The organism is uncultured Rothia sp., assembly GCF_916049665.1.
Classification (GTDB): domain Bacteria; phylum Actinomycetota; class Actinomycetes; order Actinomycetales; family Micrococcaceae; genus Rothia.
Genome location: NZ_CAJZIE010000001.1, coordinates 18028 through 31756, shown reverse-complemented (window position 1 = coordinate 31756; position 13729 = coordinate 18028). Strand labels below are relative to the sequence as shown.

Genomic DNA, 13729 nt, shown 5'->3' with positions numbered 1-13729 from the left:
CCCCGGCACCTACCCCAGTTTTTCTAGCTCCCTTTTTCTCTGTGAGACGACGATGTTTTCTTCTCTTTCTTCTTCTGCCCTGAACCGCCGCGATGCAATGAAGTATGCGGCGTTCTCCATCACCTCCGCGTTCCTGTTGAGCTCTTGCGGCGTGGGTACTCAGAACCCGTCTGCTTCTTCGAACACGTCGCAGGCTGTGGTGGATGAGCAGAGCACCCGCACCGTTTTGGAGAACCTGGCAGATCAGCTGCGTTCTTCTATTGCCCCTGATCAGAAGGCTCTGCGCGGCCCCAATAGCGCGGCGGATACCCCCGAAATTCAGCCGATGGTCGATACCCCCACTCCGGCTTTCCCCGTGACGTTCAAGGATTTCAACGGCACTGAGGTGACCGTTAAGTCCGCTGACCGTGTGCTGGCGCTGGACCTGTACGGCACTCTGGCTCAGCAGATGATTGCATTGGGTCTGGGCGGCCGCCTGGTGGGTCGCGTCACCTCCTCGACGGAGCAGTCGCTGGCTCATCTTCCGCTGGTGACTCAGAACGGTCACGACCTGAATGCTGAGGCGATTCTGGCGACCTCCCCTGACCTGGTGCTGTGGGATAAGAGCAACGGCCCGATTGAGATTGTGGATCAGCTGCGCGCGGCGGGTGTGACCGTTGTGGTCTTCGACCATGAGCGCCGCATGGATAAGATCATTCCGCAGCTCAAGGCTGTGGCGCAGGCGCTGGGTGTTCCGGAGGCGGGCGAGCAGGTTGCCGCCCGCGTGCAGAAGGACCTGGATTACGCCCTGCAGGTACTCAAGGAGGTTGCACCGAAGGGCGAGCAGCAGGTGTCGTTCGCGTTCCTGTACGTGCGCGGTACCGCTGGCGTGTTCTTCGTGCTCGGTAAGGGCTCTGGCGCTGATGATTTGATTCAGGCTATTGGCGGCAAGGATGTGGCGTCTGAGCAGAACGCGACGAATATTATTCCGGCGACCAGTGAGGCGCTGGTGAAGCTGAACCCGGACGTCATTCTGACCATGAGCGGCGGCATTAAGTCCACCGGTGGTTTGGATGGTTTCTTGGCTCGCCCGGGTGTGGGTGAGACGACTGCCGGTAAGAATAAGCGCATTATCGATATGGGTGACGGTCAGATTCTGTCCTACGGCCCGAATACTCCGGCGGTGTTGCTGTCGCTGGCTAAGGCTGCGTACTCGACTCCTGCGGGAGCCCAGTAGTGGCTGCCGTGAAGAGTGCGGCGGGCGCGAGGGATTATCGTGCGTCGCGTCGGCGTCGTGCCGGTCTGACGTTTACGTTTTTGGCGGTGGCGCTGTGCGCCGTGATGGTGCTGTCTGCGGGTTTGGGTCAGTACAATATCCCGACTGATCAGGTGATTGCTTCTGTGGGCCGCCGTCTGGGTTTTGTGCCGGAGAACCCGGCGATGCAGCTTGCCGATAATACGCTGTGGAATATCCGTTTCCCGCGTGTGCTGTTGGGTGTGCTGGTGGGTGCCGCGTTGGGCACTTCCGGTGCGGTGATGCAGTCGGTGTTCGGTAACCCGCTGGCTGAGCCGGGCGTGATTGGTGTTTCCTCGGGTGCGGCGGTTGGCGCGTGTTTGTCGATTGTGTTGAACCTGCAGTTCTTCGGCATTTTCACGACTCCCGCGTTCGCGTTTGTGGGTGCGCTGGCGGCTACCGCGCTGGTGTATTTCCTGTCGCGTTCTTCGGGGCGTGCTAAGGTCCTGTCGATGATTTTGACGGGTATTGCGGTGACCGCGGTGGCGAATGCGATTATTGCGTTCCTCATGTTCATTGCTGATACGACGAGCCGCGATCAGATTGTGTTCTGGCAGATGGGTTCGCTGAACGGCGCCACGTGGAAGGCTGTTGCGAGCGTGTGGCCGGTCATTCTGATTGGCTTGGTGGCGTGTTTCGTGATGGCTTCTTCGCTGGATGTTCTGGCGTTGGGTGAGCGCGCGGCGCAGCATTCGGGTGTGAATGTGGAGCGCCTACGTGCGGTGTCTATTGCGGCGACGGCTTTGTTGACGGGTGCCGCGGTGGCGTATGCGGGCATTATTGCGTTTATTGGTCTGATTATTCCTCACCTGTTGCGCATGATTTTGGGTCCGTCGAATCGTGTACTGTTGCCGGCTTCGGCGTTGGGTGGCGCTCTGTTGATTGCGCTATCTGATTTGGGTGCGCGTACGCTGGTGCCTTTTGCTGATTTGCCGATTGGTATTTTTACGGCTCTGGTGGGCGGCCCGACGTTCTTTGTCTTGTTGCGTCGTTCTCTGGGTCAGGGCGGAGGTGCTTCGTGAGTGAGTTGTTAAGCCTGTCCGGTGTGTGTTTTAACGCTGGTGGGCGCCAGATTCTGAATGATGTGTCTCTGTCGGTTTCTGCGGGCGAGGTTGTGTCGCTAATTGGTCCCAATGGTGCCGGTAAGTCCACTCTGTTGGGTGTGATTGCTGGTGATATTGCGCGCAGTAGCGGTGAGATTCTGCTGGATGGCGCCCCCCTGGGTTCGATTCCTGCCCGTCAGATGGCTCGTCAGCGTGCGATGCTACTGCAGAAGTTGAATGTGGCGTTTTCGTACACGGTGCATGAAGTGGTTCAGATGGGCCGCACCCCGTGGAAGGGTACGGAGCGCGCTGAAGAGGATGATGCCGTGGTCGCTTCGATGATGGAGCGCACGTCGGTGACTCATTTGTCGGATCGCGATATTACGACCCTGTCCGGTGGCGAAAGTGGCCGTGCGCATTTGGCACGTGTGTTTGCTCAGCAGACTCCGCTGATTCTTTTGGATGAGCCGACTGCGGCGTTGGATATTACACATCAGGAGCAGACGTTGCGGGTGAGCCGTGAGTTGGCTGCCGAGGGTGCCGCGGTGTTGACCGTGCTTCATGACCTGGATGTAGCGGCTGCGTATTCTGACCGTATGGTGTTGTTGCGTGGTGGCGAGGTGGTTGCTTCGGGCACCCCTGAGCAGGTGTGTTCGGCGGAGTTGTTGTCTGAGGTGTATCAGCATCCGATTGAGGTGTTGAGGCATCCGGTGACGAATCGTTTGTTGATTCTGCCGGAGCGCTGACCTGCTAGCGCGCTGATTCTACAGAAGCGTTAGCGAACCGCTCAGCAAACACTTTCTACCTCAAAATATGCCAGTATTCGCATATATTAAATCTCCGTTCTGGGATGACTGTAACTATCAGCTCATTACAGGGCGGAGATTATCTTTATCCCCGCTTGCACGGATACACTGAAAGGTAGTGTCCGCAATGCTGAACTCTATTCAGTTCTGCATTCCACCCATTCGAGAAAGAGACCCCTGCATGGATCCTCAGCAGAAAACGGCAACGGCTGCCGTTGCCGGCTACATTCCCGAATATTCTGAAACACCGCATAGCGGATCTTTCGATATTGCCCAGCACGGCTTGAGTAGCGATGATGTTGCACGCCTGACGGCTGAGGGTAAGGTCAATACCCAGAACAATAAGTCTTCCCGCACGCTGTGGAGCATTATGCGTGCGCATCTGTTCACGGTCTTTAACTTTGTGTTGGGTGCCTGTGGCGCTGTAGTGATCATGTACCAGCGTTGGGCTGATTTGCTCTTCCTGGCGGCTGTTATCGCTAACGTGGTGATTGGTTTTGTGCAGGAGTACAAGGCGAAGCTTGAGCTGGACCGCATCTCTCTGCTGGACCGATCCCCCGCGACCGCTGTGCGTGACGGTAAGACCATCGAGGTTCCGATGGAGCAGCTGGTTGAGGGTGACGTTGTCATCCTCAAGCGCGGCGATCAGGTTCCCGCGGATGCTGTTGTGCTCACCTCCGATTCTTTGGAGCTGGATGAGTCCCTGCTGACCGGTGAGAACGACCCGATTGCTAAGCGCCCCGGCGATATGGTGCTGTCGGCGTCGAGTGTGCTGGGTGGTACCGGCCGCGTCCTGCTCTCGCACGTGGGTGCGAATTCTCGTGCAAGCAAGATTTCTGACGAGGCGCGCCAGTTCTCGCGTATTCAGTCTGAGCTGCGTGATGCGCTGAACCGTGTAGTCCGCTGGATTACGGTGGGTCTTGCGGTCATTATTCCTGTGGTGTTGTGGGGTCAGATTCAGGCGGCTGGCGGCCTGGAGACCGTGCAGCAGAACAACCTGTGGGAGCAGGTTTCTATTGCTGTGGTGTCCTCGGTTGCTTCGATGATTCCGCAGGGCCTGGCGCTGATGACTACCCTGGCGTTTGCTGCGGCGGCTGTGACGCTGGGTCGTAAGCACAACATCCTGGTGCAGGAACAGCCTGCGGTTGAGGTTCTGGCTCGTGTGGACGTGGTCTGCTTCGATAAGACCGGCACCCTGACTGAGGGCGGCGTGATTTTTGATTCGGTGCGCCCGCTGGACACCGCTGCTGAGGCTGAGGGCCCGGATGCCGACTCTGCCGAGCACACTTCTTGGCGTGCTTCTCTACCTGCCGGCTGGAATGAGGCGCTGGCGTGGTTTGGTCACGATGAGAACGCGAACCCGACCGCTGCGGCTCTGACCGGTGGCTTCCCGGATGCTTCGTCAGCGTCGGTGACCGGTATTGTGCCGTTCTCCTCGGCTCTGCGTTTTAGCGCGATTGAGTTTAAGGATTCGGGTGCTTGGCTTCTGGGTGCTCCGGAGGCGCTTCTCGCCAAGGGCACCGCTGAGCGTGAGCGTGCGGCCGAACTGGCGGCGTTGGGTCTGCGCACGATGGTTTTGGCGCATGCTTCTGCGGTGGTCCGCAATGAGAAGGATGAGCCGATCCAGAAGATCCCGTCGGATGCTACCCCGGTTCTGTTCGTGATTTTCCGTGAGAACGTGCGTGCGGATGCGCCTGAGATTGTGGAGTATTTCCACCGTCAGGGCGTGACTCTGAAGGTCTTCTCGGGTGATAACCCGTTCACTGTGGCGGCGGCTGCGAAGACCGCGGGTATGGACACCTCCGCTGGTGCGGTTGACGCGTCGACTCTGCCCGAGGACGGCCCGGAGCTTGCCGAGGCTGCGGCTACTCACAACATTTTCGGTCGTGTGTCGCCCGAGCAGAAGAAGAACATGGTGATTGCTCTGAAGGAGCGCGGCCATGTGGTGGCAATGACCGGTGACGGTATTAATGACGCTCTGGCGCTCAAGCATGCAAGCTTGGGTATTGCGATGGGTAACGCGGCCCCTGCGACGAAGGCTGTTTCTCGTCTGGTTCTGCTGGACGGTAAGTTCTCGTCCCTGCCGGCTGCCCTGGAGCAGGGCCGTCAGGTCATTACGAACATTGAGATGGTGGCGAACCTGTTCTTGACGAAGACCGGTTTCGCGATTCTGCTGGGTGTTCTGTTCAGCCTCTTCGGTTTGACCTTCCCGTTCTTGCCGCGTCAGTACTCGACCGCTGACTTCTTGATTGTGGGCGCGTCGTCCTTCGCGTTGACTCTGCTACCGAATTCGCGCCGTTACGTGCCGGGCTTCTTGCGCCGCGTGCTGAATTACACGGTTCCGAACTCGATTATTGTGGTTGCGATGCTGTTGGCGGTGACGTTCACGGCTCGCGGCATGGGTGTTGAGGATATCCGTCAGATTCAGACGGCTTCGTTCATCACCCTGGTGATGATGGGTCTGTGGAACTTGGCTGCGGTGGCTCGCCCGTTCAACCGTGCTCGTGTTCTGCTGTTTGGCGCATTGCTTGCGGTGTTCTTCGCGGCGCTGTTCGTGCCGGTTCTGGTGGAGTACCACCAGTTCGTTACGGTGCTTCCGCATCTGCTGTGGACCGCGGTTGGTGCCGGCGCCCTGGGTGCGGCTCTGATTGAGGTGAATGCGCATCGTAACCGCCGTTGGCAGAAGCGTAATTACCCTGAGCTGGAGGTTGCTCCGCTGAATTTCTTCCCGACTAAGTAGTCGAAAGGTAGCTGCTTCGGTAGCGTGTGGGCCCCGTATCCTGTGGATGCGGGGCCCTTCCGCGTCTTCATGAGCGGCGTCTTCGAGGGGCACCCGGTCTGGGGCGTGCCGGAATGTTCCGGAGCGTTCCGGAGCCAGTCTGGGCACTCCTACTAGCACTGCCGATGGTGTGTCCCAGCTATCACTTGAGTGAAACATTTAACAGCTTCTGATAGCTTTTCTCTCTCACCTTGCTCTTAACCTGGGAAAACCCTTAGAGTTACAGGGAACTATTTGAGAAGGGAAACCTTCTTCAGGGTTGTTACTGGTTTGGCAGGCAAGACCTGAGTTACTCAACACCGTATGGGACGGCAGTTTGTATCTGCCGATAATCCCCTCTATTTGCTGTACCGAAGCTCCATAGTGGGCACAAAGTGTAGTGCTTCCGGTGGTCGAGAGACTCGGGTCTTTTGTGTTTTCTGGGGCGTTTCCCGCTTCTGGGTTTCCCCGTTCTGGGTTTCCCCGTTCTGGGGTTCCCCCGTTTGGGTTTTCTTCAGCGAGCGCAGCCTCCTGTAGCAACGTTGAGTAGACATTGACCGCATATCTAAGGAAGTATCGTGAATAACCGCGAACTTGGCGAGAAGATTCTTGACGGCCTGGGTGGCCCCGAGAACATCGCGCACATTACTCACTGCGCAACCCGCCTTCGTGTCACTCCTGTGTCTAACGATGCAGTGCAGAACAAGAAGATTGAGGGCCTGCCCGGCGTTCTCTCTGTGATTGAGCAGTCCGGCCAGACTCAGGTTGTTCTGGGCGATCGCGTTGAGGCTGTGTACAACGAGATCAACGCTCTGCCTTCTATGTCCGGCCACGCTGAGGGTGACACCAAGGTTGAGGCTGAGGGTAAGAAGTCCGGCTGGCTTACCAACGTCTTCGACGTTCTGTCTGACTCCTTCCGTCCTCTGCTGTGGGCGCTTCTGGGTACCTCGATGATTCTGACCCTGATTGTGTTCATGCAGCAGCTGGGCTTCTTCGGTCAGTACACTGACTTGACCGGTCAGAGCGTGAACATTGACATCATTAACGGTGCTCGTGTGGCTGACCCTGCGGAAGCTAAGGCTCTGAACAACCAGTGGATGCAGCAGTTCGCTTTCTGGTACATCCTGAAGGCTGCTTCGCTGTCGGTTCTGAACTTCATGCCCATCATGCTGGGCGCTACCGCCGCTAAGCGTCTGGGCGCGAACATGTGGGTTGGTGCGGCTATCCCCGCTGCGCTGATGACCAGTACCTTCACCGATTTGACCGCTCTGGCTGACCCCACTACCAAGATCCTGAACGTTCCGTTCTTCGGTCTGGATCTGCCGCTGTACGCATTCAGCTACACCGGTCAGGTCTTCCCCCCGCTGCTGGCTGCTGCTCTGCTGGCTCCGCTTGAGCGCTTCCTGAAGAAGGTTATTCCTTCGATGCTGCAGATGGTGTTCGTGCCGATGATTTCGGTCATCATTCTGGTTCCGGTGACCGCGTTCCTGGTTGGCCCCATCGGCATTGGTGTGGCTATGGGTATCTCTGACTTCCTGAAGATGGTTAACGACGTTGCTCCGGCTCTGGTTGGTGCTCTGATTGCTGGCCTGTACCTGTTCATGGTTCCGCTGGGTCTGCACTGGCCGCTGAACGCTGTCATGATTAACAACCTGCAGACCATGGGTACTGACTTCATTCAGTCCCCCATGGGTGCTTACAACTTCGCTGTGTTCGGCCTGGTCACCGGTGTGGCTATTAAGGCTAAGCACGACCGCGAGCTGCGCCAGACCGCTGTTGGTGCGTCGATGTCCGGTCTGCTCGGTGGTATTTCTGAGCCGTCCCTGTACGGTGTTGTGCTCCGCTACAAGCGCGTGATTCCGATTATTCTGGTTCCCGCTGTTATTGGTGGTGCTACCATTTCCTTCCTGGGCGTTAAGTCCTACGCGTTCGCGTTCACTTCGCTGCTGTCGATTCCGGCTATGCAGCCTTCCTACCTGTACGTGATTGGTCTGGCTATTGCGTTCTTCGGCGCTATGACCGGTGTTCTGCTGTTCGGTTACGAGTCGAAGGCTGACGCTGTAAGGCACGCTGCGGAGCGTAAGGCTGAGGATGCTGAGGCCGCTCCTAAGGCTGAGGCTGTTGCCGCTAAGGCTGCTCCGGCTGCTGCCGCTGCTGCGACCGCGGCTGCTGCACCCGCTGCTTCCGCTGGTGAGGTCATTGAGCTGCACGCTCCTCTTGAGGGTACTGCTGTTGCTCTGTCTGATGTTCCGGACCCGATTTTCGCTGCTGGCAAGCTGGGCGAGGGTGTGGCAATTGAGCCGACCGGTACCACTGTTGTTGCTCCCGCAGCCGGTAAGGTTGCTGCAACCTACCCCTCGGGCCACGCTGTGGGTCTGAAGCTGGAGAACGGCATTGAGCTGCTGATTCACGTTGGTCTGGATACCGTGAACCTGGACGGTAAGGGCTTCAGCGTGAAGGTTGCTAAGGGCGATGTTGTTGCTGCTGGCGACGCTCTGATTGAGTTCGATCCTGAGGTTATCAAGGAGGCGGGTTACCCGCTGATTACCCCGGTTATCGTGACCAACACCCGCAAGTTCGCTGAGGTGAAGGGTCTGCCGGGCGTTGCTCACCAGAACCTGAGCACTGTCCTGAAGGTGACCACTAAGTAGTTCCCTTTATAGGCTCTAAGGGGCCCCACCATTATGGTGGGGCCCCTTTCCTTATGCCTGTTCTCTTATGTACTGATTCTTTAGGCAGGTTTTGCTTGGGCGTATGCACTAGCCGGGGGTATTTCTGCTAATGTAAGAATACGCTCAACAAGGAAGTTCTCAGGTGATATGGAGTACGATGATGTCTTCTGATACTAGGACGTGGGATACCGGAGTGTGGGAAGAGCAGCAAAAAGAGCTACGCGCTCTTTCTCCTGTTCGGCGGCTGATGCGCCGGCTCAATCTTGAGGCGCTCGTCTACGAGTCCGCGCCGTTTCCGGTTCTGTTGCGTAAGCTCTCCGCGCTGATTCCAGCGTGCCTTCTGTGGTGGGTTATCTACGAGCCGCACCGGTTTGCTTCCTCCACCAGCCTCCCCGAGGGCACTCACGCTATTACGCTGCTCCCCGGAGCCTGGGGCGACCCCGCTACGGGGGCTTATGGAGGTCTTCCTGAGCTGCCGGGGGTCCTCGTGCGCTGGGTACTGTGCATCGCGGCAATGGTGGCTGTCGTTCATCTCTGCGGCGTCAAGGCGAAGGGTCAGAGCTTCACCATTCCTCACGATGCGCGTTCACGGTTGATTGCTCTGATGCAAGCTCTGGGCATTTTCGGTGCTTTTGCGCTGGTCGTCTGGATTGAGTACATGATGACTCCGCTGACCCTCATGTTTGAAACCGTGTACGCGGGCCCGACCGCCGTCTATAGCGGCGACGGCATGATTCCCCTGCACCTGTTCCTGTCCTCATCGTTGAGCGCTATTTTCTTGGGCTATTTTTGTGTGAACATTCTTGCCTCGCTGAATATCCCCGGGTACCTGGGCATCCCCGCAATTATTTACGTGGGGGCGCTTCCCTGGGCTCAGGCGGAGCGTCACCAGTTCACGTTGGCGCTGGCGTGGGTCATTGCGGTGACACTGGTAAGCTGGCTCGTGCGCGGCATGTGGGGCACTCTGCTCGCCTGCGTGGGCTATTCTCTCTGGATTGTACTGGTGGCAACCAGCGGTGATCCTTTTGATCTGTCCGCCAATATGAGCCGTGTGCTCGTGATTTTAGGTTTCCCGCTGGCTTTCATCGTCGCTGGAGGCGGCATTTACCGCATCTTCTATCTGCGGCAGAACCCGAAGATGTTGAGGTACCTGCAGGAGCGTGCCCTGTACCTGGGCGAGTGGTAGCAGCCAGTTAGAGTGGCGCTCCCCTCGTTTTTTGTAATTACATATCCGGCTAAAGGGCACAAAAAATCCCGGGCACTCTCTCGTGAGAGTACCCGGGATTTCGAGTCCTACAGGACGGCTAGAGCGTTACCGTAAGCGGTACTACTCCTGCCAGCCAACGTTGACCCAGTAGTCAGCGCTGGTGTAGCTCTGCTTGAACAGGGACGGACCGTAGTTCGCAACCTTAGCCTTGACAGCGGCGTACATCGGGCCGTTTGCGTAGGGCAGGTACACTGCGACCTTCTCGTAGTAGAGCTTCTCCGCCTCGTTAGCGATCTTGATGCGCTCGTCTTCCTTCTCGGTGTTCTGCAGCTTCTCGATGAGCTTATCAACTTCGGGGTCACCGACTCCGAACACCTCGGTGGTGAAGAAGTAGGGTGCCGAGGAAGCCAGGTCGGGCAGAACGCCCCAACCGGTGAAGATTGCTTCGTAGCTCTTCTGGCCGAGCACGGAGTTGGAGTTCGACTGCGGCTGGTTGTCAGCGCTCAGGCGGATACCTGCGGACTTCAGCTGCTGCTCCAGAATCTGGTAGACCGCCTGGTAGACAGCCTCGGAACCGAAGGAGGTCAGGGCGAAGCCAGCAACCTTGCCGTCCTTAGCGTAGTAGTCGCCGGACTTGGAGTAGCCTGCTGCCTCCAGAATCTTGCCAGCTGCCTGTGCACCGGTGTCACCAGCGTAGTTGTTCTGGTAGCCCTTCTGGAACGGCATTGCGATGATGGAGCCGGGCAGCGGCTCGGTCCAGCCGAGCTGCGAGAAGTATGCCTTAGCAATCTGCTCGCGGTCCACAGAAGCGAGGATTGCGCGGCGCAGTGCCAGGTCCTCGATGCGCTTGGGGTTCAGCTGAATGATGTTGACGTTGGTGTTCTGGCTCTGGCGAATCTCGGTGCCTGCCTGGCCCTTCACAGCGTTGTAGCTGGTTGCGCCAACGAAGGTGAAGGCGTCCAGTTCGCCGTTCTTGAAGCTTGCACGGATTGCTTCGGAGTCCATCTGACGCCAGATGATGCGGTCCAGCACCGGCTTCTCGCCCCACCACTTGTCGTTCTTGACCAGGGTGAGCACCTTCTGGGAGGAGTTCCACTCGCCAACCTTGAAGGGACCTGCCCAGTACTGGTCGAGGGGCTTGTCAACGAAGCCTTCGTTGAAGAGGTTGACGTCTTCCAGGGCGGGGTGGATTGCGAAGGCGCACAGACCCTCGGAGGGGTAGTACGGAGCCTTCATGGTGACCTTGACGTGGAAGTTGTCGCCGTCCACAGCCTCGATGCTCTCAACCTGCTGCCACATGGTGTTGTCGGTGATGTGGTAGGGGTTGTCGGTGGTTGCGCGGTAGACCTTCCACACGGCGCGAACAGCGTTCACGTCCATGGGGGTGCCGTCGTTGAAGGCAGCCTTGGGGTTGATCTTGAAGGTCGCGGTCTGCACGCCATCGACGGTCTCGGTCTTGTGCTCGGTGCAGAACTCGGGGTTGAGGGTACCTTCGCCTTCGGGGCTCATGGTGTAGAAGCCCATCACGGCGGGAATGTTGCAGGGTGCCAGAGCGTCCAGGTTGCTGGAGGTGTAGCCGCTCTGGGTCTGCAGGTTGAAGTTGGGGCCCAGGGCGGTAGCCGCGAGGGTCAGGGTGCCACCCTGCTTGAGGGAGGAACGGTCCTGCTTGTTGACCTGAAGGTTCTTCAGAATATCTTCAGCGTTGTTAGCGGCGCTACCGCCAACCTTTTCCTTCGAGCTGCCGCAGGCAGCCAGTAGACCAACGGTGCCGAGGGCAACGGTGCCGGTCAGGAGGGTACGGCGAGAGACAGACATGCTCTTCATGGAATTTCTCCTAGAGTATTCGCAGTGTTGTGGAGGCGGTACGCGAACGGTGCGTAACCCACACTCCAACCCGGCGGGAGGACAGTCTCTGCCGGGGTTGCGGGCAGAATGCCCACATTTGTTTTAAGTATATCCGTGCGACTCTCTTAGGAACGGGAAAGCGGCGTGCTACAGAAGGTTTTAATCCTTTTGTAACACGCCGCTGTAGCGCTTTTACCCCTTATGGAGTGTGTGAGCGGTGCTCAACGCTTAGTTTTGCTTCTCCCAACCGACGTTGATCCATACGTTCGGGTTGTAGTAGGGCAGGCCGAAGAGCATGGGGCCGTAGTTCGCCAGGCCCTTACGGCACGCCTTGAAGTTCGGGCCGTTGTGGGTGGGCACGTAGATGGCGACCTCGTCCAGGTGGCGCTTCTCCAGCTCGTTCATGATCTTGAGCTGTTCCTTCGGGTCCTCGGTGGACATCATGGTTGCTGCCAGCGAGTCCAGATCCTTACCGTGACCGTTGTTGGTCTCGGAGATGTAGAAGTAGTTCGCCGCATCCACCGGGGAGGTGGTGATGCCGTAGCCACCGGTCTTAATCGCGAAGTTCTTCGAGGAGATGATGCTCGACATTTCAGAGGCACCGTGGTTCTCGATGGTCAGTTCAACGCCGATTTCCTTCATCTGCTGGACGAGGAACTGCGCGGTGGAGCTGACAACCGGGTCGCTACCGAAGGTGATGACCGGGTAGGAGACCTTAGCGCCGTCCTTGGTGTAGTAGTCACCGGACTTGGTGTAGCCTGCGTCCTCAAGGATCTTGGTAGCGACGTCCTTGCCGAGCTTGGTCGGGTAGTTGTCCTGGTAGCCTTCCTGCATGGGCAGCATGCACATGGAGCCGGGCAGGGTTTCCTTCCAGCCGAGCTTCTCGTAGCGCAGCTTCTGCAGCTGCTCACGGTTGAGGGCTGCAACGAATGCGCGGCGGACGGGCAGGGGCACCTTTTCGGGGTTGATTTCGTAGTTGCCCACGCTGAGAGCGCTACCCTTGCGAATGTCGGTGTTTGCCACGCCGGAGAGCTCGTTGTAGGAGCTGAGGGTGCTGGCATCCACGTAGTCGATTTCGCCGTTCTTGTAAGCTGCCTGCTCTGCCTGGGAGCTCATTTCACGCCAGGTGATGCGCTCAAGAGCGGGCTTGGTGCCCCACCACTTCTCGTTGCGGACGACGGTGAGCACCTTGGAGGAGGAGTTCCACTCGCCGACCTTGAAGGGACCTGCCCAGTACTGGTCGAGGGGCTTGTCGTTCAGGCCGTCGTTGAAGAACTTGGGGTCGGCGAATGCCGGGTGCAGGAACGAGGTGAAGCTGCCTTCGATGGGGTACCAGGGCTTGGACATGGTGACCTTCACGTGGCGGGTATCGCCGTCCACAGCCTCGACGCTTGCGACCTGTTCCCAGATGGGCGAGGGGGTGATCTGGTAGTCCGAACCGGATGCCGCGGCGGTGTAGATGGTCTGGTAGCTCTTGACGGCGTTCACGTCGATGGGGGTACCGTCGTTGAAGGCTGCCTTGGGGTTGATCTTGAAGGTCACGGTCTGCACGCCGTCAACGGTCTGCGCCTTGTATTCGGTGACGTAGTCCTTGTTCATGTGCGACTCGCCGCGGAAGTCAGCGTAGAAGCCGCCGGTGAAGGCAGAGTTGATAGCCGCCTGAATATTCAGGTTACCGGCGGTGTAGCCGTTGGTGTTGAGGATGTTGAAGTTCGGGCCAATGCCGTCTGCGCTCAGTCGCAGCTCGCCGCCGTCCTTGAGGGCGGAGCGGTCCTTCTCGTTGTAGGAGACTGCCTTGGAGAGGTCGTCGCCGGCGGAGAGAGCGCTGGTTTCGTTCTTGGAGGAGTTGCCGCCGCAGGCTGCGAGCAGGCCGACGGTACCCAGGGCAACGGTGCCGGTGAGCAGGGTACGACGGTTGAGGGTGAAAGTGGTCATTAGTTTTCCTCAGTTAGGTGGGATGCTGCTTTGCTGTACGCGGGGGAACACAACCCGCACACCTTTGTGACAGCACGCACATTTTGCATTGAGATTAGTATACACACATTTCCCACGCACTATGACCTAGTTCACCGTTTTAGGGAAAATATTTCAGCCAATCCCCGAAACCACCCCACCACAAACCCCC

Annotated in this window: 8 protein-coding genes; 6 read left to right on the top strand and 2 right to left on the bottom strand. The window is 58.2% G+C overall.

Going from position 1 to position 13729, the window contains the following annotated elements:
- Positions 1 to 52: 52 nt before the first annotated feature.
- The 6 genes from QZ540_RS00095 to QZ540_RS00070 all read left to right on the top strand — a co-directional run bounded on the left by QZ540_RS00095 (position 53) and on the right by QZ540_RS00070 (position 9738).
- On the top strand, positions 53 to 1216 hold the full coding sequence (locus QZ540_RS00095) for a hemin ABC transporter substrate-binding protein (RefSeq protein ID WP_294626811.1): 1164 nt from the start codon (positions 53 to 55) through the stop codon (positions 1214 to 1216).
- Entirely contained in the window at positions 1216 to 2295 is a 1080-nt protein-coding gene (locus QZ540_RS00090) for an iron ABC transporter permease (protein WP_294626810.1), read from the top strand. The genes QZ540_RS00095 and QZ540_RS00090 overlap by 1 nt, the downstream gene beginning before the upstream one ends.
- Positions 2292 to 3062, top strand: coding sequence for a heme ABC transporter ATP-binding protein (locus QZ540_RS00085; protein ID WP_294626809.1), 771 nt, complete (start codon positions 2292 to 2294; stop codon positions 3060 to 3062). The genes QZ540_RS00090 and QZ540_RS00085 overlap by 4 nt, the downstream gene beginning before the upstream one ends.
- 241 nt (positions 3063 to 3303) lie before the next feature.
- On the top strand, positions 3304 to 5862 hold the full coding sequence (locus tag QZ540_RS00080) for an HAD-IC family P-type ATPase (RefSeq protein ID WP_294626808.1): 2559 nt from the start codon (positions 3304 to 3306) through the stop codon (positions 5860 to 5862).
- Between the two features lie 596 nt (positions 5863 to 6458).
- A complete protein-coding gene (locus tag QZ540_RS00075) occupies positions 6459 to 8531 on the top strand; it encodes a glucose PTS transporter subunit IIA (RefSeq protein WP_294626807.1) in 2073 nt (690 codons plus the stop codon).
- A gap of 181 nt (positions 8532 to 8712) precedes the next feature.
- Positions 8713 to 9738, top strand: coding sequence for a dihydrodipicolinate synthase (locus QZ540_RS00070; RefSeq protein ID WP_294626806.1), 1026 nt, complete (start codon positions 8713 to 8715; stop codon positions 9736 to 9738).
- A gap of 141 nt (positions 9739 to 9879) precedes the next feature.
- On the opposite strand, the gene QZ540_RS00065 is transcribed toward QZ540_RS00070, so the two are convergent.
- Both QZ540_RS00065 and QZ540_RS00060 read right to left on the bottom strand, forming a co-directional pair.
- Entirely contained in the window at positions 9880 to 11583 is a 1704-nt protein-coding gene (locus QZ540_RS00065) for an ABC transporter family substrate-binding protein (RefSeq protein WP_060823969.1), read from the bottom strand.
- 249 nt (positions 11584 to 11832) lie between these two features.
- Positions 11833 to 13539: an ABC transporter family substrate-binding protein gene (locus tag QZ540_RS00060; RefSeq protein WP_049361841.1), complete on the bottom strand. Its 1707-nt coding sequence runs from the start codon at positions 13537 to 13539 to the stop codon at positions 11833 to 11835.
- Positions 13540 to 13729 lie beyond the last annotated feature (190 nt).